This is a genomic window from Mycolicibacterium insubricum (assembly GCF_010731615.1).
Classification (GTDB): domain Bacteria; phylum Actinomycetota; class Actinomycetes; order Mycobacteriales; family Mycobacteriaceae; genus Mycobacterium; species Mycobacterium insubricum.
Window position 1 is genome coordinate 3,920,260 of record NZ_AP022618.1, and the last position, 25,741, is coordinate 3,946,000.

Annotated in this window: 20 protein-coding genes and 2 pseudogenes; 12 read left to right on the top strand and 10 right to left on the bottom strand. The window is 70.1% G+C overall.

Translation table 11 applies throughout. The features are described 5' to 3' along the window. Positions 1–25: 25 nt before the first annotated feature. Both G6N16_RS18450 and G6N16_RS18455 read left to right on the top strand, forming a co-directional pair. A complete protein-coding gene (locus G6N16_RS18450; protein ID WP_083029142.1) occupies positions 26–586 on the top strand; it encodes an LppP/LprE family lipoprotein in 561 nt (186 codons plus the stop codon). Positions 587–609: 23 nt separating this feature from the next. After that, positions 610–1,956, top strand: a pseudogene (locus G6N16_RS18455) (FAD-binding oxidoreductase); the annotation flags it as partial. A 151-nt stretch (positions 1,957–2,107) separates the two neighbouring features. Here G6N16_RS18455 and G6N16_RS18460 read toward each other — a convergent pair. Then, entirely contained in the window at positions 2,108–4,387 is a 2,280-nt protein-coding gene (locus tag G6N16_RS18460) for an MFS transporter (protein WP_110810698.1), read from the bottom strand. Between G6N16_RS18460 and G6N16_RS18465 the strand changes: the two genes are divergently transcribed. The 4 genes from G6N16_RS18465 to G6N16_RS18480 all read left to right on the top strand — a co-directional run bounded on the left by G6N16_RS18465 (position 4,308) and on the right by G6N16_RS18480 (position 10,174). Further along, a complete protein-coding gene (locus tag G6N16_RS18465) occupies positions 4,308–4,505 on the top strand; it encodes a hypothetical protein (protein ID WP_163787705.1) in 198 nt (65 codons plus the stop codon). The two genes, G6N16_RS18460 and G6N16_RS18465, sit on opposite strands and share 80 nt — an antisense overlap. 108 nt (positions 4,506–4,613) lie before the next feature. Beyond that, complete coding sequence (locus tag G6N16_RS18470; protein ID WP_083029144.1) at positions 4,614–5,384, top strand: hypothetical protein; 771 nt, start codon at positions 4,614–4,616, stop codon at positions 5,382–5,384. Between the two features lie 183 nt (positions 5,385–5,567). Further along, complete coding sequence (locus G6N16_RS18475) at positions 5,568–9,242, top strand: multifunctional oxoglutarate decarboxylase/oxoglutarate dehydrogenase thiamine pyrophosphate-binding subunit/dihydrolipoyllysine-residue succinyltransferase subunit (RefSeq protein ID WP_083029145.1); 3,675 nt, start codon at positions 5,568–5,570, stop codon at positions 9,240–9,242. 98 nt (positions 9,243–9,340) lie between these two features. Beyond that, a complete protein-coding gene (locus tag G6N16_RS18480) occupies positions 9,341–10,174 on the top strand; it encodes an SDR family NAD(P)-dependent oxidoreductase (RefSeq protein ID WP_083029212.1) in 834 nt (277 codons plus the stop codon). 48 nt (positions 10,175–10,222) lie between these two features. Here the strand turns inward: G6N16_RS18480 and G6N16_RS18485 are convergent, their stop codons facing one another. Next, positions 10,223–11,095, bottom strand: a complete 873-nt coding sequence (locus tag G6N16_RS18485; protein ID WP_083029146.1) for a glycine betaine ABC transporter substrate-binding protein — start codon at positions 11,093–11,095, stop codon at positions 10,223–10,225. Then, positions 11,079–12,257 (bottom strand): NAD(P)-dependent malic enzyme, encoded by a 1,179-nt coding sequence (locus tag G6N16_RS18490; protein WP_083029213.1) that lies wholly within the window; start codon positions 12,255–12,257, stop codon positions 11,079–11,081. Before G6N16_RS18490 ends, G6N16_RS18485 begins: the two co-directional genes overlap by 17 nt. Before the next feature lie 138 nt (positions 12,258–12,395). Here G6N16_RS18490 and G6N16_RS18495 point away from each other — a divergent pair, with 138 nt between their 5' ends. Further along, on the top strand, positions 12,396–13,490 hold the full coding sequence (locus G6N16_RS18495; protein WP_083029214.1) for a magnesium and cobalt transport protein CorA: 1,095 nt from the start codon (positions 12,396–12,398) through the stop codon (positions 13,488–13,490). Positions 13,491–13,511: 21 nt separating this feature from the next. Here G6N16_RS18495 and G6N16_RS18500 read toward each other — a convergent pair whose 3' ends face one another. The 6 genes from G6N16_RS18500 to G6N16_RS18525 all read right to left on the bottom strand — a co-directional run bounded on the left by G6N16_RS18500 (position 13,512) and on the right by G6N16_RS18525 (position 19,071). Continuing rightward, the gene (locus G6N16_RS18500; protein ID WP_179961219.1) at positions 13,512–14,123 is read right to left on the bottom strand and encodes a suppressor of fused domain protein; all 612 of its coding nucleotides are present in this window, start codon (positions 14,121–14,123) and stop codon (positions 13,512–13,514) included. Beyond that, positions 14,120–15,301 (bottom strand): ABC transporter ATP-binding protein, encoded by a 1,182-nt coding sequence (locus G6N16_RS18505; RefSeq protein WP_083029148.1) that lies wholly within the window; start codon positions 15,299–15,301, stop codon positions 14,120–14,122. The genes G6N16_RS18500 and G6N16_RS18505 overlap by 4 nt, the downstream gene beginning before the upstream one ends. Before the next feature lie 2 nt (positions 15,302–15,303). After that, complete coding sequence (locus G6N16_RS18510) at positions 15,304–16,134, bottom strand: carbohydrate ABC transporter permease (RefSeq protein WP_083029149.1); 831 nt, start codon at positions 16,132–16,134, stop codon at positions 15,304–15,306. Continuing rightward, positions 16,131–17,021 (bottom strand): carbohydrate ABC transporter permease, encoded by an 891-nt coding sequence (locus G6N16_RS18515; protein ID WP_083029150.1) that lies wholly within the window; start codon positions 17,019–17,021, stop codon positions 16,131–16,133. The genes G6N16_RS18510 and G6N16_RS18515 overlap by 4 nt, the downstream gene beginning before the upstream one ends. Next, positions 17,018–18,451 carry an ABC transporter substrate-binding protein gene (locus tag G6N16_RS18520; RefSeq protein ID WP_179961220.1) on the bottom strand — a complete coding sequence of 478 codons (1,434 nt, stop codon included), beginning with the start codon at positions 18,449–18,451 and terminating at the stop codon, positions 17,018–17,020. Before G6N16_RS18520 ends, G6N16_RS18515 begins: the two co-directional genes overlap by 4 nt. 110 nt (positions 18,452–18,561) lie before the next feature. Next, entirely contained in the window at positions 18,562–19,071 is a 510-nt protein-coding gene (locus tag G6N16_RS18525; RefSeq protein ID WP_083029216.1) for a YflT domain-containing protein, read from the bottom strand. Positions 19,072–19,266: 195 nt separating this feature from the next. Between G6N16_RS18525 and G6N16_RS18530 the strand changes: the two genes are divergently transcribed. After that, on the top strand, positions 19,267–19,758 hold the full coding sequence (locus tag G6N16_RS18530) for a DUF4190 domain-containing protein (protein ID WP_083029151.1): 492 nt from the start codon (positions 19,267–19,269) through the stop codon (positions 19,756–19,758). On the opposite strand, the gene G6N16_RS18535 is transcribed toward G6N16_RS18530, so the two are convergent. Beyond that, a complete protein-coding gene (locus G6N16_RS18535) occupies positions 19,759–20,763 on the bottom strand; it encodes an HpcH/HpaI aldolase/citrate lyase family protein (protein WP_264026559.1) in 1,005 nt (334 codons plus the stop codon). A gap of 23 nt (positions 20,764–20,786) precedes the next feature. On the opposite strand from G6N16_RS18535, the gene G6N16_RS18540 reads away from it, so the two are divergent. The 4 genes and pseudogenes from G6N16_RS18540 (at position 20,787) to G6N16_RS18555 (ending at position 25,693) form a co-directional block, all read left to right on the top strand. Continuing rightward, the gene (locus G6N16_RS18540; protein ID WP_083029152.1) at positions 20,787–22,082 is read left to right on the top strand and encodes a magnesium transporter MgtE N-terminal domain-containing protein; all 1,296 of its coding nucleotides are present in this window, start codon (positions 20,787–20,789) and stop codon (positions 22,080–22,082) included. A 404-nt stretch (positions 22,083–22,486) separates the two neighbouring features. Beyond that, positions 22,487–22,900: pseudogene (locus tag G6N16_RS18545) on the top strand (DUF1003 domain-containing protein); the annotation flags it as partial. Positions 22,901–23,206: 306 nt separating this feature from the next. Further along, complete coding sequence (locus G6N16_RS18550) at positions 23,207–24,481, top strand: lytic transglycosylase domain-containing protein (protein ID WP_083029154.1); 1,275 nt, start codon at positions 23,207–23,209, stop codon at positions 24,479–24,481. An 81-nt stretch (positions 24,482–24,562) separates the two neighbouring features. Next, on the top strand, positions 24,563–25,693 hold the full coding sequence (locus G6N16_RS18555) for an Mrp/NBP35 family ATP-binding protein (protein WP_083029155.1): 1,131 nt from the start codon (positions 24,563–24,565) through the stop codon (positions 25,691–25,693). The last annotated feature ends 48 nt before the right edge of the window (positions 25,694–25,741 follow it).

Genomic DNA, 25,741 nt, shown 5'->3' on the forward strand with positions numbered 1-25,741 from the left:
CGGTGACAGCCGGTAACCTGCGGCGGTGCGTTACTTGCCGGCCGCGACCTCCCTGGCGGCACTGCTGCTGGTCGGGTTGACCGGCTGCGGCTCCGGTGACTCCACCGTCGCCATCACCCCGGAACCGACGTCGACCGCCGCGGCGGCACCGGCTTCTCCGTCGGCCGCCGCTCCCGCACCCGCGCCCACCACCAAGGCGGGCGCCCCGGACCCGTGCGCGGTCAACCTGGCCGCACCGGCGATCGCGCGGGCGGTCTCCGACCTGCCCAAAGACCCGCGCAGCGGACAGGGCTGGAACTCCGAGCCGCTGGCCGGCAACTACAACGAATGCGCGCAGCTGTCGGCGGTCATCGTCAAGGCCAACACCAACTCCGCCAACCCGAATACCCGCGCCGTGCTGTTTCACCAGGGCAAGTTCATTTCCTCGGGCGCACCGGACACCTTCGGCTTCAACGGTCTCGACGCGTCCCAGAGCACCGGGGACACCGTCGCGCTGACCTATTCCAGCGGCGTCGGCGGACTCAGCTCGACGGTCAAGTTCCGCTGGAACGGGTCGGCCGTCGAACTCGTCGCGAACACTCCCTGAGCGCTCCCCTCTAACCTGATCCGGTGACCGTTTCCGTCCTCGACGAGCTCGCCACGGTGGTCGGGCCGTCGTTCCTCAGCACCGATCCCGACGTCCTGGCCGGCCGCAGCGTCGACCACACCGGCCGCTACACCGGCCGGGCCAGCGCGCTGGTGCGGCCCGGTTCGGCCGAGGAGGTCGCCGCCGTGCTGCGCTGCTGCCGCGACGCGGGCGTGCACGTCACCGTGCAGGGCGGGCGCACCTCGCTGGTCGCCGGCACTGTGCCCGAGCACGACGACGTGTTGCTGTCCACCGAGCGGCTCATCGAGATCGGCGCCGTGGACACCGTCGAGCGCCGGGTCCGGGTGGGAGCCGGGGTGACCGCCGCCGCGCTGCAGGCCGCCGCGCACGCGGCCGGGCTGGTCTTCGGGGTCGATCTGGCGTCGCGGGACACCGCAACCCTGGGCGGCATGGCCTCGACCAACGCGGGCGGGTTGCGCACCGTGCGCTACGGGAACACCGGCGAGCAGATCCTCGGCCTGGACGTGGCGCTGCCCGACGGGTCCCGGCTGCACCGGCACAGCGACGTGCGCCGCGACAACACCGGCTACGACCTGTCGGCCCTGTTGGTCGGCGCCGAGGGCACCCTGGGTGTCATCACCGCGCTCGACATCCGGTTGCACCCCGCGCCGCGGCACCGGGTGACCGCGATCGCGGGGTTCGACACCCTGGGCGAGCTGGTCGACGCCGGCCGGATCCTGCGCGACGTGGAGACGATCGCGGCGCTGGAGCTCATCGACGCGCGCGGCGCCCAGATTGCCGCCGACCGGCTCGGGGTGCCCGTTCCGGTTTCGGCGCGCTGGATGCTGCTGATCGAACTGGCCGGCGACGACGACCAGACCGCGCGGCTCGCGGATCTGCTGGAGCAGCTGCCGCTGGCCGGCGAACCTGCCGTCGGTATCGACGCGAGCTCGTGCGCGCGGCTGTGGCGGGTGCGCGAATCCGTCAACGAGATCCTGGCCGCATTCGGTCCGCCGCTGAAATTCGATGTGTCACTGCCACTTTCGCAGGTACAGCCGTTCGAGGAGGCGGCTGCGGAGCTTTTGGCGCGGGAGGTGCCCGACGCGATCCCGGTGTTGTTCGGACACGTCGGCGAGGGCAACCTGCACCTGAACGTGCTGCGCTGCCGACCGGAATCCGAACGTGCGCTGTACACGCAGATGATGGATCTCATTGCGGCCCACCACGGCAACGTCAGCTCCGAGCACGGCGTGGGCAGCCGAAAGCGCGACTATCTGTCGCTGGCCCGCGATCAGGTCGACATCGCGGCCATGCGCACGATCAAGTCGGCGTTCGACCCGGACGGCTACCTCAACGCCGCCGTGCTGTTCCCGGGCGGTTCGGCGAGCGCGGAGGAGCCCGCGGGGCCGACGCTGGCCGGATCCGACCATCAATGCGGTGGAGGTGGCGCGAGCGAAGCGAGTGCCGGCGGAGCCGAAGCGACACCGGGACCGTCCGCAAACAATCCGGGCTAGAAATCGCTTACGCGTCGGGCCGGTAGTGGCGGCCGGAGACCTGCGGGTTGACCGGTTCCTCACGGTAATGACGGTTGGCTCGCGGTCCGGCGGCCGAATGCCGGCCGCTCGCCTGCGGATCGACGTACTCGTGCGGCGCGGCCGGGGGCGCGACCGGCGGCGCCTGCCAGGAGTACCTGCCGACGAACCCGTTGTTGACCAGCTCTTCGGGAGGCAGATCGATCGGGTCGAACAGCGGATCGGGTCGGCGCGCACCGTCGGGGGACACCCGGATCGGCAGCGGCCCGGTGTCCGGGTCGAGCTCCGGTTGCGCCTGCACCGGTGGAACGGGCACGACCTCCGAAACCGACTCGTAGGTCAGGTCTTCCGCGTAGGCCGCGTCTTCGTCGGTCACGACATCCTGATAGACGGCGTCCTCGTACACGACCTCGTCATGCACGACGTCCTCATACACGACGTCGTCATACGCAACGTCTTCATGCCCGACGTCGCGGTAGGTGACGTCCTGGTACTCGACGTCTTCGTAGACCAGGTCGGGTTCCACCGCGTATTCCGGCTCCACCGCGTATTCCGGCTGTGCCGACGGGATTCCGCCGCGGCGTGCGTCCAGCAGGTACTCGACGTAGCCGTCGTCGTCATCGGCGTGGCTGTAGTCGGCCGGGTAGCGGTCCCGGACCGGGTCGGCCGCCGGCGGGCTGCCGGTACCGGCCGGATCGCGCCAGAACGCCGCGGCGTCGGCGAACGCGCCCAGCGGCATCAGTTCCTCGGTGTTGGCCTCCGGCGGCGCGGACGTGTCCGCGTCGGCGCGGTAGCGGCTCCACAGCACGGCCGCTCCCCCGCCGAGCAGCAGCGCGGCCAGCACCCCGAACAGCGCGACGAACGCGGGCAGCAGCATCGACTGCGAGTAGGCCGTGGCGAACGGCGTCAGCAGCGGCGCGGGCAGCTGCTGAGCGGAGGTCCCGGAGTCCGGCGGTCCGCCGCCGGCCATCCCGGCGGGCAGTTCCGCGGCGATCCGGGCGCTCATGAACGCCGCCATCATCGCGCTGCCCAGTACCGATCCCAGCTGCCGGGTGGCGTTGTACACCCCGGAGCCGGCGCCGGCGATGTCCGGCGGGAGTTTGCGGGTGGCGGTCGCCGCCAGCGGCGACCAGATGAACGCCATCCCGACGCCGAGTGCGATGAACGGCAGCACCAGTCGCCAGACCGGCGTGGTCGGCGTCATCTCCACCGACAGCCAGGTCAACCCGATCGCCAGGGTTGCGAACCCGAACCCGACGACGGGCACCGGGTGTGAGCGGTCGATGATCCGGCCGACCCACGGCGCCAGCAGGCCGCTGGTCAGCGCCATCGGCGCGGTCAGCACCGCCGAACCCGTCGGGCTCAGGCCCATCACCTGCTGCGCGTAGAAGTACAGCGGCAGCACCATCGCGGTCACCGCGAAGCCGATCACCGCCACCCCGATGGCCGACAGCGAGAAATCGGGGTCCCGGAACACCCGCAGCGGCACCAGCGGCTCGCCGGGATTGATCGACTGCCAGTAGACGAACAGGGCCATCACGCCGCAGCCGGCGATGATCATCAGCCAGATCAGCGCCGACCAGTGCTGGGATTGTCCCTCCTGCAGACCGAAGACGATGAGGAACATGGCCAGGCCGCTCAGGAACACCCCGAGCAGGTCGAACCGGTGCCGTTCGGTGGGCAACGTCGGGATCAGCCAGGCGCCGACGGCCAGGCCGATCACCCCGATGGGCACGTTGACGAAGAAGATCCACGCCCAGCCCAGGTGGTCGATGATGACGCCGCCGGCCAGCGGTCCGACCAGCGTGGCGACCCCGGCGGTGGCGCCCCACACGCTCATCGCGACTCCGCGCCGGTAGGCCGGGAAGATGCGGGTGATCGTCGAGAGGGTCTGCGGGGTCAGCAGCGCCGCGCCGATGCCCTGCACCACCCGGGCGGCGATCAGCATCTCGATCGAGCCGGACAGGCCGCACCACAGCGAGGCCGCGGTGAACACCGCCAGGCCGCCCAGATAGAGGTTCTTGGGGCCGAACCGGTCGCCGAGCCGGCCGGCCAGCAGCAGCGGCACGGCGTAGGCCAGCAGGTAGGCGCTGGTCACCCAGATGACCCGGTCGTACTGGCCGGAGATGTGCAACGACTGCATCAGGGTGTCGTTGGCGACGGCGACGATGGTCGAGTCGACGAGGATCATGAAGAAGCCGATCATCATCGCCCACAGGACCGGCCACGGGTTGTGCCTGGCCTTCGATCTCGCCGCTGGAGTCGTCATCGTCACCTCGTTTCGGTCCGCCGACGATCCCGAGATCGGCGCCGAAAATCCGGCTGCGCCGTCGAAAAGTACCGGTCGCGACGATACGCAAACCCTCGTTGGCATCACAACCGGGTAGCCGACCGGGAGCCCGGTCACAGGGCCGTGGGGCACGGCTGACCAGCACGATCGCCGAAGTGGGTTAGCCTGGTCGGGGTCCGGTCACAACGCCGACGGAGGCACGCCCATGTTCACCCGCAAGTCCGACAAGCTGCCTGCTCCGGTGACGGATCAGTCCGCGGAGCCGACCCCGCCCGGCACCTCGGCCAAGCTGCTGTCCTATCTGCTGGAGACCAGCGCACGGCTGCAGGGACCGGCAATCCGGGCCTACGTCGCCCGGCTACGGCGCAAGCACCCCGACGCCAGCCCGGCCGAGATCATCACCCGCATCCACCGGCACTACCTGGCCACCGTCGTCGCCAGCGGCGCGGCGATCGGCGCCGCGGCCATCCTGCCCGGCATCGGCACCCTGGCCGCGCTCGCCGCGGTCAGCGGCGAGACGCTGCTGTTCCTGGAGGCCACCACGGTGTTCGTGCTGGCGACCGCGGAGGTGCACGGCATCACCGCCGCCGACCGCGAGCACCGCCGCGCCCTGGTGCTGGCGGTGCTCACCGGTGAGGACGGCGAGCACGCGGTGGCCAACGTGCTGGGCTCCGGCCGGATCCGGGGCGCCTGGGTGACCGAGTCGACCATGGCGCTGCCGCTGCCGGTCATGACGCAGCTCAACTCGCGGATGATGAAGACGTTCGCCAAGAAGTGGGCGCTCAAGCGCGGCGCGGTGACGGCCGGGAAGGTGCTGCCGATGGGCATCGGCGCCCTCGTCGGTGCGGTCGGCAACTTCCTCATCGGCCGACGGTTCATCAAGAACGCCGACGCGGCGTTCGGCCCGGCTCCGGAGCGCTGGCCGGGCGCGCTGCGGGCGCTGCCGGACGTCACCGTGGAGAGCCTCGGAGCCTGACCGGCATCCCGGATTCCGGCCGTCGCGCGTCTGTTTTCTCCACTGTCGGAAGTGACCGCACCCGACCAGCCGGGAGGGGCTAGCCTGGACACCGGCGATGACGCCGGTGCGGTGCCACCGCGTCGGCAACGGAGTCTGTGGGCAGTCCGAACCGGTTGATATGAAGCGAGGCGAGCAGCGGCCGTGAGCAGCACGAGTTCACCATTCGGCCAGAACGAATGGCTGGTCGAGGAGATGTACCGCAAGTTCCGCGAGGATCCCTCCTCGGTTGATCCGAGTTGGCACGATTTCCTCGTCGACTACGAGCCTGAGCCCCTGGCCGGCAACGGGGCCGCGCCGGCCTCCGCCGCGGCGGCCTCCCCGGCACCGACAGCAGCACCCGCCGCACCGACACCCGCCGCACCGAGCCCCGCGCCCGCAGCACCCGCGCCGAGCCGGCCGGCCGCTACGGTGGCAGTCGCCGACGACGACTCCGCGCAGGTGCTGCGCGGCGCGGCCGCGGCCGTCGTCAAGAACATGAACACCTCGCTGGAGGTGCCGACCGCGACCAGCGTGCGGGCCATCCCGGCGAAGGCGATGATGGACAACCGCATCGTCATCAACAATCACCTCAAGCGCACCCGCGGCGGCAAGATCAGCTTCACCCACCTGCTGGGCTACGCGATCGTGCAAGCGGTCAAGTCGTTCCCGAACATGAACCGGCACTTCGCCGAGATCGACGGGAAGCCGAACACGGTGACCCCGGCGCACACCAACCTGGGCCTGGCCATCGATCTGCAGGGCAAGGGCGGCAGCCGGTCGCTGGTGGTCGCCGCCATCAAGAACTGCGAGACGATGAAGTTCGGGCAGTTCATCGCGGCGTATGAGGACATCGTGCGACGCGCCCGCGACGGCAAGCTGACCGCCGAGGACTTCTCCGGCGTGACGATCTCGCTGACCAACCCGGGCACCCTGGGCACCGTGCACTCGGTGCCGCGGCTGATGGCCGGGCAGGGCGCGATCATCGGCGCCGGAGCCATGGAGTACCCGGCGGAGTTCCAGGGCGCCAGCGAGGAGCGCATCGCCGAGCTCGGCATCGGCAAGCTCATCACCCTGACCTCGACGTATGACCACCGGATCATCCAGGGTGCGGAGTCCGGCGACTTCCTGCGCACCGTGCACCGGCTGCTGCTCGCCGACGAGTTCTACGACGAGATCTTCTACGAACTCGGCATCCCCTACGAGCCGGTGCGCTGGCGTACCGACAACCCGGATTCGATCACCGACAAGAACGCCCGGGTGGTCGAGCTGATCGCCGCCTACCGCAACCGCGGCCACCTGATGGCCGACATCGACCCGCTGCGGCTGGACAAGACCCGGTTCCGCAGCCACCCCGACCTCGACGTGCTGACCCACGGCCTGACGCTGTGGGACCTGGACCGCGAGTTCAAGGTCAACGGGTTCGCCGGCAAGGAGTACAAGAAGCTGCGCGACGTGCTGTCGGTGTTGCGCGACGCGTACTGCCGGCACGTCGGCGTGGAGTACACCCACATCCTCGAGCCCGAGCAGCAGCGCTGGCTGCAGGAGCGGGTGGAGGTCCGTCACGAGAAGCCGACGGTCGCGCAGCAGAAGTACATCCTGAGCCGGCTCAACGCCGCCGAAGCCTTCGAAACCTTCCTGCAGACCAAATACGTTGGCCAGAAGCGCTTTTCGCTGGAGGGCGCGGAGACCATCATTCCGATGATGGACGCCGCGATCGACCAGTGCGCCGAGCACGGCCTCGACGAGGTGGTCATCGCGATGCCGCACCGCGGCCGGCTCAACGTGCTGGCCAACATCGTCGGCAAGCCGTACGCGCAGATCTTCAGCGAGTTCGAGGGCAACCTGAACCCGTCGGAGGCGCACGGCTCCGGCGACGTGAAGTACCACCTGGGCGCCACCGGCACCTACATCCAGATGTTCGGCGACAACGACATCGAGGTCTCGCTGACCGCCAACCCCAGCCACCTGGAAGCCGTGGACCCGGTGGTGGAGGGCCTGGTGCGGGCCAAGCAGGACCTGCTGAACAAGGGCGACGGGCCCGAGGGTTTCTCGGTGATGCCGCTGATGCTGCACGGGGACGCGGCGTTCGCCGGCCAGGGTGTGGTGGCCGAGACGCTGAACCTCGCCCTGCTGCGCGGCTACCGCACCGGCGGCACCATCCACATGATCGTCAACAACCAGATCGGCTTCACCACCGCGCCGGAGAGTTCGCGTTCCTCCGAGTACTGCACCGACGTGGCGAAGATGATCGGCGCCCCGATCTTCCACGTCAACGGCGACGACCCGGAGGCGTGCGACTGGGTGGCGCGGCTGGCCGTCGATTTCCGGCAGAAGTTCAACAAGGACGTCGTCATCGACATGCTGTGCTACCGCCGCCGCGGGCACAATGAGGGCGACGATCCGTCGATGACGCAGCCGGCCATGTACGACGTGATCGACCACAAGCGCGGTGTCCGCAAGACCTACACCGAATCGCTCATCGGCCGCGGCGACATCTCGATCAAGGAGGCCGAGGACGCCCTGCGCGACTACCAGGGCCAACTCGAGCAGGTCTTCAACGAGGTCCGGGATTTGGAGAAGTACACGCCGGAAGCCAGCGCCTCGGTGCGCGACGAGCAGTTGCTGCCGCAGGGGCTGACCACCGCCGTCGACAAGTCGCTGTTGGCCCGCATCGGCGACGCCCACCTCGGGTTCCCGGACGGTTTCACCGTGCACCCGCGAGTGCAGCCGGTGCTGGAGAAGCGCCGGGAGATGGCCTACGAGGGCAAGATCGACTGGGCGTTCGCCGAGCTGCTGGCCCTGGGCACGCTGCTGGCCGAGGGCAAGCTGATCCGTATGTCGGGCCAGGACACCCGCCGCGGCACCTTCACCCAGCGGCACGCCGTCATCATCGACCGGCACACCGGCGAGGAGTTCACCCCGCTGCAGCTGCTGACCACGGGCGAGGACGGCACCCCGACCGGGGGCAAGTTCCTCATCTACAACTCGGCGCTGAGCGAATACGCCGCGGTGGGCTTCGAATACGGCTATGCCGTCGGCAATCCCGAGGCCCTGGTGTTGTGGGAGGCGCAGTTCGGCGACTTCGTCAACGGTGCGCAGTCGGTGATCGACGAGTTCGTCAGCTCCAGCGAGGCCAAGTGGGGCCAGACCTCCGATGTGGTGCTGCTGCTGCCGCACGGTCACGAGGGCCAGGGTCCCGACCACACCTCCGGTCGCATCGAACGGTTCCTGCAGCTGTGCGCCGAGGGTTCGATGACCGTCGCGCAACCGTCCACCCCGGCCAACTATTTCCACCTGCTGCGCAGGCACGCGCTCGACGGGATCCACCGCCCGCTGATCGTGTTCACCCCGAAGTCGATGCTGCGCAACAAGGCCGCGGTCAGCGACGTGAAGGACTTCACCGACCGCAAGTTCCGCTCGGTGCTGGAGGAGCCCGTCTACGAGGAGGGCATCGGCGACCGCACCAAGGTGACCCGGATCCTGATGTGCTCGGGCAAGCTGTATTACGACCTGGCCGCCCGCAAGGCCAAGGACGGTCGTGACGACGTGGCGATCATCCGGATGGAGCAGCTCTACCCGCTGCCGCCGCGTCGGCTGGGACACATCCTGGACCAGTACCCGAACGTCAGCGAGTACTTCTGGGTGCAGGAGGAGCCGGCCAACCAGGGTGCGTGGCCGACGTTCGGCTTGGCGCTGCCCGACCTGCTGCCCGACGGGCGGCTGCGCGGCATCCGCCGGATCTCCCGGCGGGCGATGAGCGCGCCGTCGTCGGGGTCGTCGAAGGTGCACGCCGTCGAGCAGCAGGAGATCCTCAACGAGGCGTTCGAGCGAGCGTAGCGAGCGAGAAGGCCTTCTTTCGACCTCCACCCGTCGGGTCCGGTACCGCCGGTATCGACTAACCTGATCTCAGCCAATCCAACCGTTCAGGAGTGTTCATGAAGGGCTTCGCCGGCAAGGTCGTCGTCATCACGGGTGCGGGTTCGGGCATCGGCCGCGCGCTGGCGCTGGAGCTGGCCCGTTCCGGCGCGAAACTGGCCATCAGCGACCTCGACACCGAGGGCCTGGCCGAGACCGAGCGGCTGGTCCACCAGATCGGCGCGCCGGTCAAGGCCGACCGGCTCAACGTCACCGAGCGCGAAGCGTTCCTGCTGTACGCCGACGAGGTCAAGGCCCACTACGGCGTCGTGCACCAGATCTACAACAACGCCGGCATCGCCTACAACGGCGACGTCGAGGACACCACGTTCAAGGATCTCGAGCGGGTGATGGACGTCGACTTCTGGGGTGTGGTCAACGGCACCAAGGCGTTCCTGCCGTACCTGATCGAGTCCGGCGACGGCCATGTGATCAACGTGTCCAGCCTGTTCGGCATCTTCTCGGTGCCGGGTCAGGCCGCCTATAACGCCGCGAAGTTCGCCGTTCGCGGGTTCACCGAGGCGCTGCGCCAGGAGATGCTGTTGCACAAGCGGCCGGTGGCCGTCACCTGCGTGCATCCGGGCGGGATCAAGACCGGCATCGCGCGCAACGCCACCCACGCGGAGGGCATCGACGCGCAGTCCCACGCCGAGACCATGGAGGTCTTCGAGAAGCGGGCGCTGCGGATGAGCCCGGATCGCGCCGCCGAGATCATCCTGACGGCGGTGCAGAAGAAGCAGGCCCGCGTGCTGGTGGGCGCGGACGCGAAGCTGCTGGACATCATCGTGCGGATCACCGGATCCGGCTACCAGCGGGTGTTCGCCACGGTGGGCAGCAAGCTCATCCCGCGCTGACCCGCGGATCGGCCACTCACCGCGGCGGGTACGACGGCCTCGGCGGGCTCAGTGCCCCTGGGCGCCGATCGGGTTCTCGGCCAGCCAGTCCTGGGCCAGGGCCTGCGGATCGGCGCCGGTCGCCAGGGCGCCGCGCATCTTGGTCAGCGCGGCGGTGTCGAGCACGCCGGCGACCTCGTTGAGGGCGACGACCTGCTGGGGTGCCAGTTCGTTGCGGCGGTAGAGCGCCACCCCGTTCTCCGCGCGGATCAGCGCGGGCTTGCCGTCGGTCAGCAGCACCACGTCGCCGGGTGTCGTCGGGTCCGCGGTCGTGGTCCACGCCGCGTTGACGGTTCCCGCCCGTAGCGCATCGAAAAGCGCCGGGACGTCGGCGAATTCGGCGGACGCCGGGAGCTTGCAGCCGCCCAGCGCCGTAGGTACGACGGTGCCGCGGACCTTGCCGGGGCGGGCCGTCGCGCATCGCTTGGCCAACCCGGCGAGTTCCTTGCCGTTGGTCTTGGCGGTGGCCTTGGTGACCGCCAGCGCCGGTTTGTCCTCGGCCGCGGTGGTGTAGTCACCGGCGGTGACCCCCTCGGGCAGCACGCCGATCATCGCCTTGTACACCTGCTCGTCTCCCCGGCCGGCGACGCCGGGCGCGAGCCGGGTCAGCACCGCCCCGGTGCGGCCGGGAACGATCGTCGCCGCACCGGAGTCCAGCTCGGCCAGCGGATCGGCGAACGTCTGCACCCGCACCGGCGTCCCGTAGTAGCGCAGCGCGGCGGCGTACACGTGGGCCAGCAGCAGCGAATCGGGGTCGGCGGCGTCGGCGCCGATGACCAGTTCCGGCGCCGGTGGCGGCGGGGTGGACCCGCACGCCGTCAGCAGCGCCGCCAGAACCGCCGCGATCAGCGCGACGCGGCGGCGGTTACTCGGAGTCCTCATCGACGGCGGCGGCCACCGCGGCGGCGACGGCCGGACCGACCCGCGGATCCAGCGGGCTGGGCACGATGTGGTCGCGGGCCAGGTCGTCGCCCACCACGGCGTGGATGGCCTCGGCGGCGGCCACCTTCATCCGCTCGGTGATCCGCCGGGCGCCGGCGTCCAGCGCGCCGCGGAACACCCCCGGGAAGGCGAGCACGTTGTTGATCTGGTTGGGGAAGTCGCTGCGCCCGGTGGCCACCACCGCGGCGGTGCGCCGCGCGACGTCCGGGTGGATCTCCGGGTCCGGGTTGGACAGCGCGAACACGATGGACTCCGGCGCCATGGTGGCGATCAGGTCCTCGGGCACCACGCCCGCGGAGACACCGAGGAACACGTCGGCGCCGGCCAGCGCCTCGGTCAGGCCGCCGGTCAGGCCGCCGGGGTTGGTGCGCGCGGCCAGCTCGGCCTTGACGCTGTTGAGGTCGGTGCGCCCGTCGTGCACGATGCCCTTGGAGTCCAGCACGACGACGTCGCGGATGCCCGATGCCAGCAGGATGTTGGCGCAGGCCACCCCGGCCGCGCCGGCGCCGGAGATGACGACCCGCAGTCGGGTCATTCCCCGGTTCAGAGCCTTGGCGGCGCCGAGCAGTGCGGCGAGCACCACGATCGCGGTGCCGTGCTGGTCGTCGTGCATGACCGGGCAGTCCAGCGCCTCGATGACGCGGCGTTCGATCTCGAAACAGCGCGGCGCGGAGATGTCCTCCAGGTTGACCGCGCCGAACGTGGGGCGCAGCCGGATCAGCGTCTCGACGATCTCGTCGGGGTCCTTGGTGTCCAGCACGATCGGGATCGAGTCGAGCCCGCCGAAGGTCTTGAACAGGGCGCTCTTGCCCTCCATCACCGGCAGTGAGGCGGCCGGGCCGATATCGCCCAGGCCCAGCACCGCGCTGCCGTCGCTGACGACGGCGACCAGCCGGCTGGCCCAGGTGTAGCGCTTGACGAGGGTGGCGTCGGCGGCGATCGCCCGGCTGACCTGCGCGACGCCCGGGGTGTAGGCGATCGACAGCGCACGCTGGGTGTCCAGCGGCGACTTGAGCTCGACGGACAGCTTGCCCCCGAGGTGTGCGTCGAAGATTTCCTCGTCACCGATCGCGAGATGGGGATTGTTCACCTGTTCAGCCACGGCGTCAGGGTACGCCACCGATTTTGCGCAGTTTCAGGCATCAATCGGTTTCGCATATCGACCGGTTTCGCGTGCGGCGCCGTGCGGTTAGCATTGCCCGCGGAACACCGCCGGGTCCCGCAACAGCAGGAGGTGCCGATGCCTCAGTTCCGCGCCCGGCCGCCGTCGCGTCTGCACGTCCGCGCCGCCGAACCCGAGTTGCCGCCCCTGCACGTTCCGGTGGCCCGGGCCACCGTCGACTGCGCGGTCTACCTCGAAGGGCAGCGCCTGCCGGGCAAGTACACCCATGTCGCGGCCGCCGAGAAGGTGCACGAGCTGCGCACCGAGGGCCGCAACGCGTTCGTCTGGATCGGGCTGCACGAACCGGATCATCACCAGATGGACGCTGTGGCAAAGGTTTTCGACCTGCACCCGCTGGCCGTCGAGGATGCGGTCAACGCCCACCAACGGCCGAAGCTCGAGCTCTACGACAAGACCCTGTTCCTGGTGCTCAAGACGGTCAACTATGTGCCGCACGAGTCGGTGACACTGGCGCGTGAGATCGTCGAGACCGGTGAGATCATGGTGTTCGTGGGTGGCGATTTCGTCGTCACCGTCCGCCACGGCGAACACAGTGGCCTGGCCGGGGTGCGCCACCAGTTGGAGAGGCTGCCCGATCAGCTGCGGCTGGGGCCGTTCGCCGTCATGCATGCCATCGCCGACCACGTCGTCGACAGCTACCTGGACGTCACCGCGCTGATGGCCGTCGATATCGACGCCCTGGAGGAGGACACCTTCTCCCCCGACACCCGCACCGACGTCGCCCCCATCTACCTGCTGAAACGGGAGGTCCTGGAACTGCGCCGCTCGGTGGCGCCGCTGACCACGGCTTTTCGCAAGCTCGCCGACGATTACCAGCCGCTGCTGTCCAAGGAGGTGTTGCGCTACATGCGCGACGTCGCCGACCACCAGACCCAGGCGGCCGACCGGATCACCGGATACGACGAGATGCTGACCTCACTGGTGCAAGCGGCACAGGCCAAGGTCGGCATGCAGCAGAACACCGATATGCGCAAGATCTCGGCGTGGGTGGCGATCGCGGCGGTGCCGACCATGGTGGCCGGCATCTACGGCATGAACTTCGACGTGATGCCCGAGTTGCACATGACCTGGGGCTATCCGACGGTGCTGCTCACCGTCGCCACGGTCTGCGCCCTGCTGTACCGCAGCTTCCGGCGCCGTGACTGGCTGTAGCCCGGACTGCTCAGGCGCGGCTCAGCGGGCCGGTTCGCCGGCCGGGCGGGTCACGTCGGTGACGTCGACGCCGTCGGCCGCCCACGCCGCCCGCAGCGCGTCGGCGCCCTTGAGGCGCACCCAGGCGGCCTCGGTCGCGGTGATCGGCACGGCCCGCAGAAAGCACACCGGATCGCACGGCGGATCCAGCTCCAGATCGTCGATGTCGCTGGGCTCCAACAGGAATGCGCTGAATACGCCGGTGCCCGGCGCCGCCTCCCACAGGGCCGAGCCCAGGTCGATCAGGGCGTCGGGCCGCAGGATCACGCCCTCGACGGCGGGGGTGGCGGCCAGCAGGGCGACCGCGCGCGCCAGGCCCGGGGTGGCGACGGTATCGCGCAGCCGCACCAGCACCTCGGCGCGCGGGCCGCGCAGCGGATCGGCGGCCACCGCGGTGGGGTCGGCCATCGGGTAGCGCGAACATCCCAGCGAGACGTAGTCGTACCCGCCGCCGGGCGCGGAGCCGAACCGCAGCACGTCCATGCGTTCCAGGCCGAGGAAGGTCACGCTGGCGCTGGTCGGTTCGGCCGTGACGCCGGCCGCGGCGAAGTGATCGGTCAGGTGCGCCCGCACCCGGGCGAGCACATCGCTCACCAGCTCACCGGGATGGTCAGGTTCAGCCCGGTGTCGGCGTCGAACAACGCCACCTTCGAGGTGTCCAGCGCCAATTCCACCGGGCCGCCGGCGACGGCGGTCGACGCCGCCGACACCCGGGCGACGAAGTCGTCGGGCCGCGCCGAGTCGGCGTCCAGCACCGCGAGCTGTTCGGCGCGGGCCACCCCGGAATCGGTACGGAAGTGCAGGTACTTGTCGGCTCCCAGGGACTCCACCCGGTCGGTGGTGACGGTGAAGGTGAGCGCCTTGATCCGCTGGTAGGCGTCGATCTGCGCGGCGTCCTCGAGGTGTTCGGGCCGCACCCCGGCCACCACGGCGCGCGGCGTCGGGTGCATGGTCATCGCCTCCAATGCCTCGGCGCTGAGCGTGATCTCGCCGAAGGGCAGTTGTACGCCCATGTCGGTCAGCTGCGCGGGGAAGAAGTTCATCGACGGCGAGCCGATGAATCCGGCGACGAACAGGTTGATCGGGCGTTCGTAGAGTTCGGCGGGGGTGCCGACCTGCTGGATGACCCCGCCGAGCATGACGACGACCCGGTCGCCGAGGGTCATCGCCTCGGTCTGGTCGTGGGTGACGTACACCGTGGTGACGCCCAGGCGTTGTTGCAGCCGGGCGATCTCGCCGCGCATCTGCACCCGCAGCTTGGCGTCGAGGTTCGACAGCGGCTCATCCATCAGGAACGCCTTGGGCTTTCGCACGATGGCCCGCCCCATGGCGACGCGCTGGCGCTGCCCGCCGGAGAGCTGGGCGGGTTTGCGGTCGAGCAGTTCGGTGAGGTCCAGGATCCGGGCGACCTCGCCGACCTTGGCCTCGATCTCGGCCTTGGGCCGCTTGGCCAGGGTCAGCGGGAACGCGATGTTGCCGCGCACCGTCATGTGCGGGTACAGCGCGTAGGACTGGAACACCATGGCGATGTCGCGGTCCTTGGGGGCGCGGTCGTTGACCCGCTGCCCGTCGATGTAGAGGTCCCCGGAGCTGATCTCCTCCAGGCCGGCGATCATGTTGAGGGTGGTCGATTTCCCGCACCCCGACGGGCCGACCAGGATGACGAACTCGCCGTCGGCGATGTGCAGCGACACGTTCCGGACGACGTCGCGGACACCGCCCTTGCCGTCGGGATAGCTCTTGGTCACCTCGGAGAGCACGATCTCTGCCACGACTATCCTTTCACCGCACCGGAGGTCAGGCCGGCGACGATCCGTCGCTGGAAAATGAGCACGAAGACGATGATCGGTACCGTGATGACCATCGCGCCGGCGGCGATCGATCCGGTGGGTTCCTCGAATTGCGAACTGCCGGTGAAGTTTGCGATCGCCACCGGTGCGGTGATGGCCTGCGGGGTGGCGGTCAGCGACAGTGCCAGCAGCAGGTCGTTCCAGGCGAAGATGAACACCAGGATCGCGGCGGTGACGATGCCCGGGGTGGCCAGCGGGGCGATCACCCGGCGGAACGCCTGCGCGGGGGTGGCGCCGTCCATCTTGGCGGCCTTCTCCAGCTCCCACGGGATCTCCCGGAAGAACGCCGACATGGTGTAGATGGCCAGCGGCAGCGCGAAGGTGATGTACGGGATGATCAGCCCCGGCCAGGTGTCGAACAGCCCGATCTGGCGCCACACGTTGAAAAGCGGTGTCACCAGGGAGATCTGCGGGAACATCGCGATCAGCAGCGCCATTCCCACCAGCAGCTTCTTGCCGGCGAACTCCAGCCGGGCCACCGCGTAGGCGGTCATCCCGCCGACGACGACGGCGATCACCGTGGTGATCAGCCCGATGCCGATCGAATTGAGCAGTGCCGCATCGAATCCGGCGCCGCCGGTGAAGATCGCCCGGTAGTTGGCGAAGGTGATCGACGACGGGATCAGCCGCCCGTCCTTGACCGAGGACGTCGGCTTGAGCGACAGCGACAGGATCCAGGCGACCGGCAGCAGCGCGTAGACCAGCACCGCCAGGTTGATCAGCGACCAGCCGGCCACCCGTGAACCGCTCCTCACCGCAGGTCCTCCGATCCCGGGGCCGCGGCGCCGAAGATCCGGATGAAGATGAACGCGATCAGCGCCACGCACAGGAATACCAGCACGCTGATGGCCGAGCCCAGGCCGAGTGAAAAGCCTTTGAACAGATTGTCGTAACCCAGGATCGACACCGACCCGGTGTTGTTGGCGCCGCCGGTGAGCACGTAGATGTTGTCGAAGATCCGGAAAGCGTCGAGGGTGCGGAACAGCAGCGCCACCAGGATCGCCGGTTTCATCACCGGCAGCGTCACCCGGACCAGCCGCTGCCACGACCCGGCGCCGTCGATCGCGGCGGCGCGGCCCAGATCCTCGGGCACCAGGGCCAATCCGGCCAGCAGCAGCAGCGCCATGAACGGCGTGGTCTTCCACACCTCGGCCAGCACGATGATCGCCAGCGACGGCCACTGGTGGGTCAGCGGCGCCGACCCGTCGGGCAGCAGGTTTGCCAGATAGCCGGTGCCCGGTGTCCAGGCGTAGTACCAGCTGTAGGACGCGGCGACGGTGACGATCCCGTACGGGATCAGAATCACGGTGCGCACCAGGCCTTTTCCGAACAGCGTCCGGTGCATCACCAGTGCCAGCGCCATGCCCAGGACGAATTCGATGGCCACCGACACCACGGTGATCGCGGTGGTGACGCCCAGCGCGCTCCACCAGTAGCCGTCGGTCAGCACGGTCGCGTAGTTGGCCAGGCCGACGAAGTGCCGCTCGCCGGGCAGCGCCAGGTTGTAGCTCTGCAGGCTCAGCCACACCGCGTAGCCGATCGGGTAGGCGGTGACGGCGAGCATCAGCACCACCGCCGGGGCGATCAGCCAGTAGGCCAGCCGCCGCTGGGCCTTGCGGTCATCGGTGTGGGTGGCGGTCACGGGATCAGCCCCTTGCCGTCGATGGCGCGCTGCACCTGTTCGGCCAGCGCGTCGGCGGTGTGTTCGGGGTTGATGTCGCGGATCGGGGACAAGGTGGCGGCCATCCGCATGGACACCGCCTGGTAGGCCGGGGTGGCTGGGCGGACCGCGGCGGTGGTCAGCTGGTCGCGGATGATGGCGTACTGCGGGTACTTCGCCTGGAACGCCGGATCGTCGTAGAGCGAGGCGCGCACCGCGGGCAACCCGCCCTCCACCGAGGTGAACCGCTGGTTGTCGGTGCTGCGCAGGCACCGCAGCGCCTCGAACGCCTCGGCGCGGTGCCGGGTGGTCTTGGCGACGGCCAAATTCAGTCCGCCGATGGTGACCCGGGCGGGTTCGCCGTCGATGACGCTCGGATACGGCGCGAAGCCGAACACCTGCCGGCTGGCGGTGTAGGCGGTGTCGAACTGTTCGTCGCTGGGCGAGAACGAGCCGGTTGCGGTGATGGCGCCGGTCAGGCTGGGGTCCTCGTCGAGTTTGAGGAACGGCACCCCGCCCTTGACGGCGTTCTCCAGCATCGAGGGCAGCACGAACGGCCAGTTGACCTCCAGTGCCGCTTTGCCCTGTTCGAGTGCCAGGCGGGCGGTGCCCTCGTCGGACTGGGTGATCGACGGGTCCGCACCCGGTGCGGTGGCCACGTCGCGCATGATCTGCAGCGCCCGGACGGTGGCCGCGCGGTGTTCCGGGGTGTCGGTGAGGGTGACGGTCTTGCCGTCGTCGGAGAGCACCCGGCCGCCGGCGCTGACCAGCAGGGTGTTGAACCACACCACCAGGCCCTCGTACTGCTTGGCCTGCACGGCGATCCAGCTCGGCCCGCCGTCGCGGTAAAGCCGGCCGGCCTCGGTGAGCATGTCGGCCCAGCTGGCCGGCGGGGCGTCCATCAGGTCGGCGCGGTACCAGAGCAGCTGGGTGTTGGTGGTGATCGGCGCGGCGTAGAGCCGGCCCTGCCAGGTGGCGGTGGCCAGCGGGCCGGGCAGCGTGTCAGCGGTGGCGTCGTCCTCGGCGAGCCCGGCCGGGTCGTCGGTCAGCGGCAGCGCCCAGCCGGCCTCGGCGAACTCGGCGGTCCACACCACGTCGAGGGCCATCAGGTCCAGCGTGCGCTCGTTGCCGGTGAGCCGGCGGGCCAGTTGCAGCCGCTGGTCGTCGGCCCCCTTGGGCAGGGTGACCTGCTTGATCCGGAACCGGCCGTCGAACGTGTCGTTGCAGTGCGCGGCGACGGCGGCGAACGTGTTGGCGTCACCGGCCGGTGTGTAGAAGGTGACGACCGTGCGGTCGTCGCCGGATGCGCAGCCGGTGAGCGTCGCCGCGGCGGTGACGAGCGCCACCGGCACTGCCAGTGCGCGGGCCAGCCGCCGGCGGGCGGGCGCGCGGCGCGCGGCGTTGGCGACCAAGACTCATCCCCTCGTGGGCTGCGGCCGGTTTTCGGCCGCGCCAGGAACGCTAAAGGTCGGGCCACCGACTCCGCAACACTCTTCCCACCCGCACCAGGCGTCGCGGACGGTTACACCTGCAGATGCGCCAGCATGTCGCGGGCGCGTTCGGCGTTGCGCGGATCGCACAGCACGTCGTAGCGCCCCGCCACCAGCTGCATGGTGGACCGGAAGTCCCGGGTGCCGCGGGTTGCCGCGTACGGGACCGCGGCGGTGATCAGGCCGAACACCACGCCGGCGAGGATGCCGGCGACCAGCGATCCGGCGAAGTTGGCGTTGAACATGCCCAGGATCAGGCCGATGAACATGCCCAGCCAGGCTCCGGTGACCACCCCGCCGCCGAGTACCCGGGGCCAGGTCAGCCGGCCGGTCACCCGCTCCACCTGCATCAAATCGACGCCGACGATGGTGACCTGCTCGACGGGAAACTGCTCGTCGGACAGGTAGTCGACGGCGCGTTGGGCCTCGGCGTAGGTCGGGTAGGACCCGATGGGCCAGCCCTTGGGCGGGGTCGGCAGGCCCGGCAGCTGGCCGCGGCCGCCGGCCTGGCCGGGTTGTCCGGATTGGAATGGGCTGCTCACGGCTACCATTGTTCCCAACAGCCGGGGCCTTGTCACACCGGCCGGGCAGATTCATCGGCGATCGCCCCGGCGCCCGAACTCAAAGAATGCCGGACCGCGCCGGCCGCCCTCCCAAGACTGCCGCAGCATACCCACCCCGGGCGTGCGGAATAATCGTCCGCAACGTAGACCGCGTATCGACCCGAAGGACCCGCAATGACCACTCCCCCGTATCCCGGCGGCGACGGGTTCTCCGTGCCCGGTGCCACCCCGCCGGTCTCCAGCCCGCAGCCGATCGACTACCCGGGCAGCTACAGCGGCGGCTACGCGGCCCCGGCGCCGTATCCGGCACCGTCTTACGCCCCGCCGTCGTACCCCGCTCCGTCCTATCCGGCCCCGTCGTACCCCGGCAGCTACGGGGCCCCGGCGCCGTACGTCGACCCGTACAACCCCTACGGCGCACCGCCCTCGCGCGGCACCAACGGCATGGCCCTGGCCTCGCTGATCTGCGGTGTGTCCGGTTTCGCGACCTGCGGCGTGAGCGCCGTGGTGGGGCTGATCCTCGGCATCATCGGGATGAACCAGATCAAGCGCACCGGCGAGGACGGCAACGGGATGGCGCTGACCGGCATCATCCTGGGCGGCCTGGCCGTCGCCGGGTGGATCGTCTACCTGATCATCTTCATCGCCGCGGTCGCCGCGAGTTAGTTACGCCGGTGGGGTGAACCGCTCCCCGGTGCGGGTCATCCCGGCCGCGCGTCCCTTGCCGGCGATCACCAGCGCCATCTTGCGGCTGGCCTCGTCGAGCATCTCGTCGCCCAGCAGGACCGCGCCGCGGTGGCCGCCGGCCTGCGATGTCGAGTACTCGTAGGCCTCCAGGATCAGCTCCGCCCGGTCGTAGTCGGCCTGGCGCGGGCTGAAGATCTCGTTGCCGGCGGCGATCTGGTCGGGGTGCAGCACCCACTTGCCGTCGTAGCCCAGCGCCGCGCTCTGTCCGGCCACCCGGCGGAACGCCTCGACGTCGCGCACCTTGAAGTACGGGCCGTCTATGGCGGCTTTGCCGGCCGCGCGCGCGGCGATCAGGATCGCCATCAGGATGTGGTGGTAGGCGTCGCCGACGACGTAGCCCTCCGGCTGCTCACCGACGACCAGGGTGCGCATGTTCAGGTTGGCCATCAGGTCACCGGGCCCGAGGACCAGAGCGCCGACCCGCGGGTGGGCGGCGATGGCGTCGAGCTGGCGCAGACCGGCGGCGTCCTCGATCTGGGCGTCGATGCCGATCCCGCCCACCGGCAGGCCGTGCTCGCGCTCCAACTGGCCCAGCAGCAGGTCCAGGGCGTGCACGTGGCTGATATCGGACACCTTGGGCAGCACGATCACGTCGATGCGGCCACCGGCGGCCGCCGCGCCGCCGACCACCTCGACGACGTCGGCGTAGGTCCACGGGGTGGTCCAGTCGTTGCAGCGGAAACCCAGCAGCGGGCAGTTCCAGCCCGGTTCGGCCAGCGCGGCGGCCACCTCGGGGCGCGCGGCCGCCTTCGCGTCAACGGCCACCGCGTCCTCCAGATCCAGGAAGATCTCGTCGGCGGGCAGCGTCTTGGCCTTGTCGATCATCTTGCGGCTGCTACCCGGAACCGACAGGCACGTCCGCCGCGGGCGGGCCAGCCGATCATCGAGGGCGGCGTTGGGCAGGGGTCGGTGCTCGCTGTTCACGATTCACTCTTACCCTTTCAGTCATGGCGGCGGTCAACAGGGTCTATGCGGCGCAGTTGGCGGGCCTGGTGGTGCTCGGTCCCGACGGCGAATCACTGGGCCGGGTGCGCGATGTGGTGATCTCCATGAGCATCGTCCGGCAGCAGCCGCGGGTGCTCGGCCTGGTCATCGAGATGCTGACCCGACGGCGGATCTTCGTCCCGATCCTGCGGGTCACCGCGATCGAGCCGCACGCCGTCACGCTGAACACCGGAACGGTGTCGCTGCGCCGGTTCGCCCAGCGCCCCGGCGAGGTGCTGGTGCTGGGCCAGGTGCTCGACACCCGGGTCCGGGTCGACGACCCCGAGCTGCCGCAGCTGGTCGGCCAGGACGTGCTGGTGGTCGACCTGGCGATCGAGCCCAACCGGACCCGCGACTGGATGGTCACCCGCGTGGCGGTGCGCGGTATCCGGCGGCTGCGGCGCGGTGCCGTGCACGTGGTGCGCTGGCAGAACGTGTCGGGCCTGACGCCGTCGGGACTGGCGATGCCCGACCAGGGGGTGGCCCAGCTGCTGCACCAGTTCGAGGATCAGCGTCCCATCGAGGTCGCCGACGCCATCCGCGAGCTGCCGCCCAAGCGGCGCACCGAGGTGATCAACGCCCTCGACGACGAACGCCTCGCCGACATCCTGCAGGAACTGTCCGAGGAGGAGCAGTCCGAGCTGCTGCTCCAGCTGAACACCGAGCGGGCCGTCGACGTGCTGGAGGCGATGGACCCCGACGACGCCGCCGACCTGCTCGGTGTGCTGAACCCGACGCTGACCGAGCTGCTGCTGACCCGGATGGATCCCGAGGATTCCGACCCGGTGCGACGGCTGCTGGCGCACTCACCGGACACCGCCGGCGGTCTGATGACGACCAGCCCGGTGACCATGGCTCCGGACACCACGGTCGCCGAGGCGCTGGCCCGGGTGCGCGACCCGGACCTGACGCCGGCGCTGGCGTCGCTGGTGTTCGTGGTGCGCACCCCGACGGCCACCCCGACCGGCCGATACCTGGGCTGCGTGCACCTGCAGCGGCTGCTGCGCGAACCGCCGGCCAGCCTGGTCAGCGGCATCCTCGACGACGACCTGCCGACCCTGTCGCCGGGCCAGTCGCTGACGTCGGTGACCCGGTATTTCGCCGCCTACAACCTGGTCTGCGGGCCGGTGATCGACGAGCAGGGCCACCTGCTCGGTGCGGTCACCGTCGACGACCTGCTCGACCACCTGCTGCCGCCCGGCTGGCGCCACCAGGAAGACGAAGCCGACCTTCAGCGAGCGGCGGGGCCGGCGCAGTGACCAACCCAGCGAGCCGACGAAGCGGAACGCGGAGCACACCGCGTCCCCTGCCAGTTCCACCCACGACCACCCCGAAGCGGGGGGCGGAGCGTTCCGCTGAGGAGCGAGCGTGACCAACCCAGCGAGCCGACGATGCGGAACGCGGCGCACACCGCGTCCCCTGCCAGTTCCACCCACGACCACCCCGAAGCGGGGGGCGGAGCGTTCCGCTGAGGAGCGAGCGTGACCAACCCAGCGAGCCGACGATGCGGAACGCGGCGCACACCGCGTCCCCTGCCAGTTCCACCCACGACCACCCCGAAGCGGGGGGCGGAGCGTTCCGCTGAGGAGCGAGCGTGACCAACCCAGAACCCACCCGCGGGCGGCGGATCGACACCCCGCGGACCTCCCGTCGTCCGCGGCTGATGCTCCTCAACGTCGACGCCGAGGCGGTCGGCAAGTTCAGCGAGTCCATCGCCCGGTATCTGGGCACCGGTCGCTACCTGATGTGGCAGACGATCTTCGTCGTCGTCTGGATCTTCTTGAACCTGGTCGCGGTGTTCGGCCGCTGGGACCCGTACCCGTTCATCCTGCTGAATCTGGCGTTCTCCACCCAGGCCGCCTACGCCGCGCCGCTGATCCTGCTGGCGCAGAACCGCCAGGAGAACCGAGACCGGGTGTCGCTGGAGGAGGACCGCCAGCGCGCCGCGCAGACCAAGTCCGACACCGAGTTCCTGGCCCGCGAGCTGGCGGCGCTGCGGTTGGCCGTCGGCGAGGTCGCCACCCGCGACTATCTGCGCCGCGAACTCGAGGAGCTGCACGAGCGGCTCGACGCGCTGCCGGTCGGTCCGGCACCGGCGGTCAAGAAGCGGCGTAAGAAGGCCGGCAAACCGCGTCCCGCGGCGCCGGCCGCCCCGCCCGCCGATACCGACGAACTCGATCACGACGTCGAGGCCGATGAGACCTCGTCGTCGCCCGACGACAATCCACCGCTGTCGACGTGGCTGCCCGAGGCGTAGCGAACGACCGCGGCGCGTGACCGGAATGTGACCATTGCGGTCACAGGGGTAACTTGAGTCTGTACAGTGACACCGTTCACACCATTTCGCCGGCTCCCTGACCGGCAAGAGAAATAGGACGGCCTCGTGCACATTGGGGGAAGGTCAGGTTCGCGTTCCGCGCCGACCGGTGCCGTCAAACCCGCTCTGCACAAAGTCCGCGCGCACGCCGCCGAAATCCTCGGGGCAACGCTGCTGGCGCCGGTCCTGCTGGTCGCGGCGACGGGTTCGACGGGTCCGCAGGCCCCGGCCTCGGCGGCCGTCGACGCCGACGTCACCGCACTGGCCGCGGTGCTCTCTCCCCCGCCGAACACCACCGCCGGACCGGCCGTCGTCGCGATGGCCCGCACACCGGAGAAGTTCCGCTTCGCCACCTCCGCGGTGTCGGCACCGCCGCCGGCCGCCGTCGTCAAGGCCATCGGGTCGATGCGGATCCCGGCGATGGCGCTGGACGCCTACCGCAACGCCGAGTCGATCATGGCCCGCTCCAACCCCGGCTGCGGGGTGAGCTGGAACCTGCTGGCCGGCATCGGACGCATCGAGTCCGCGCACGCCAACGGCGGCGCCACCGACGTGCGCGGCACGGCGGTGAACCCGATCTACGGGCCCACGCTGGACGGGTCCCTGGCCGGCAACGAGGTCATCGTGCAGTCCGTGTCGGCCGGCCGTGTCACCTACGCCCGGGCGCTGGGCCCGATGCAGTTCCTGCCCGGCACCTGGTCGCGCTACGCCTCCGACGGCAACGGCGACGGCATCGCCGACCCGCAGAACGTCTACGACGCGTCGCTGGCGGCGGCGCGCTACCTGTGCAGCGGCGGGATGAACCTGCGCGACCAGAACCAGGTCGTCACCGCGATCCTGCGCTACAACAACTCGATGGCCTACACCGCCAACGTGCTGGGCTGGGCGGCCGCCTACGCCACCGGCGTCGAGCCGGTGAACCTGCCGACCATCGGCGGCAGCACCCCGCCGCCGATCTCCGACAGCCACCTCGACGCCGGCAACCGTGGCCTCGGCCCGGGCACGGTGACCGAGTTGGCGTCGGCGACCGATCCGCTGGCGCACCAGCATTCCGACGTCGCCAACCAGCTGTCGGTGCCCCCGGGCCCGACGGCACCCGGTGAGAACACCGCGGTGACCGGGCGCTGCGCGGTGTTCTGCCTGGAGGGCGCCTCGACGCCCGCCGCGCCCGCTGCGCCGGCCGGCCCCACCAACGGACTGTTCGCCCCCGAGCCGGTGAGCGAGCCGGCACCGCTGGCTCCGTTCAACTCGTTCGCGCCGCCGCCTGCGCCGGAGCCCGAGCCGGTGCTGCCAGTGGCCACCGGGCCGGCGCCGGGTCCCGCGCCCGGCCCGGCCAACTGATCCCCGCTGAGTCCCGGGCGCTCGTCGCCGCGGTGACCGGTCCGGGGCCGATATCGCCCCGGGACTAGACTCGATTGCGTTATGTCCGATAGCACCGAGGCCGGCCTCGAGCCCGCCATCCGCAGCGCCCTGGCCAAGGTCATCGACCCCGAATTGCGCAGGCCCATCACCGAACTCGGGATGGTCAAGAGCGTCGAGGTAGCCCCCGACGGGGCGGTCGCCGTCGGCATCTACCTGACCACCTCGGCGTGTCCGAAGAAGACCGAGATCTCCGAGCGAGTGCAGGCCGTCGTCGCCGACGTGCCCGGTACCGCGTCGGTGAAGGTCACCCTCGACGTGATGAACGACGAGCAGCGCTCCGAACTGCGCAAACAGCTGCGCGGCGACGCCCCCGAGCCGGTCATCCCGTTCAGCCAGCCGGGCAGCCTGACCCGGGTGTACGCGGTGGCCTCCGGCAAGGGCGGGGTCGGCAAGTCCAGCGTCACCGTCAACCTGGCAGCCGCGCTGGCCGCGCGCGGATTGTCCGTCGGGCTGCTCGACGCCGACATCTACGGCCATTCGGTGCCCCGGATGATGGGCACCGACGACCGGCCCACCCAGGTCGACTCGATGATCGTGCCGCCGGTGGCCCACGACGTGAAGGTCATCTCGATCGCGCAGTTCACCTCCGGGAACACCCCGGTGGTGTGGCGCGGGCCGATGCTGCACCGCGCGCTGCAGCAGTTTTTGGCCGACGTGTACTGGGGCGATCTGGACGTGCTGCTGCTGGATCTGCCGCCGGGTACCGGCGACGTCGCGATCTCCATCGCGCAGCTGATCCCGGGCGCGGAGATCATCGTGGTGACCACCCCGCAGCTGGCCGCCGCCGAGGTCGCCGAGCGGGCCGGCGCCATCGCCGTGCAGACCCGTCAGCGGGTGGCCGGCGTGGTGGAGAACATGGTGGACAGCCCGACGCTGAAGATGTTCGGCGAGGGCGGCGGCCGTCAGGTCGCCGAGAGCCTGTCGCGCACGATGGGCGTCGACGTACCGCTCTTGGGCCAGGTGCCGCTGGACCCGGCGCTGGTGGCCGCCGGTGACACCGGGGTGCCGCTGGCGCTGTCCTCGCCCGACGAGGGCGCCGGCGCGTCGCTGAACAAGATCGCCGACGCGCTGGCGGCGAAGAAGCGCGGGCTGGCCGGCATGTCGCTGGGCCTGGACACCACTCGGCGCTGAGCGGCCGATTAGCGCACGACCGGCCAACCAGGAACACAAAAACCCAGG

Bases quoted from the DNA above. Each gene is read 5' to 3' on its own strand.
- G6N16_RS18465 (WP_163787705.1), top strand. From the start codon at position 4,308: ATGAAGAAGCCGATCATCATCGCCCACAGGACCGGCCACGGGTTGTGC.
- G6N16_RS18460 (WP_110810698.1), bottom strand. From the start codon at position 4,387: ATGACGACTCCAGCGGCGAGATCGAAGGCCAGGCACAACCCGTGGCCG.
- G6N16_RS18470 (WP_083029144.1), top strand. From the start codon at position 4,614: ATGTTCACCCGCAAGTCCGACAAGCTGCCTGCTCCGGTGACGGATCAG.
- G6N16_RS18480 (WP_083029212.1), top strand. From the start codon at position 9,341: ATGAAGGGCTTCGCCGGCAAGGTCGTCGTCATCACGGGTGCGGGTTCG.
- G6N16_RS18485 (WP_083029146.1), bottom strand. From the start codon at position 11,095: ATGAGGACTCCGAGTAACCGCCGCCGCGTCGCGCTGATCGCGGCGGTT.
- G6N16_RS18495 (WP_083029214.1), top strand. From the start codon at position 12,396: ATGCCTCAGTTCCGCGCCCGGCCGCCGTCGCGTCTGCACGTCCGCGCC.
- G6N16_RS18530 (WP_083029151.1), top strand. From the start codon at position 19,267: ATGACCACTCCCCCGTATCCCGGCGGCGACGGGTTCTCCGTGCCCGGT.
- G6N16_RS18540 (WP_083029152.1), top strand. From the start codon at position 20,787: ATGGCGGCGGTCAACAGGGTCTATGCGGCGCAGTTGGCGGGCCTGGTG.
- G6N16_RS18555 (WP_083029155.1), top strand. From the start codon at position 24,563: ATGTCCGATAGCACCGAGGCCGGCCTCGAGCCCGCCATCCGCAGCGCC.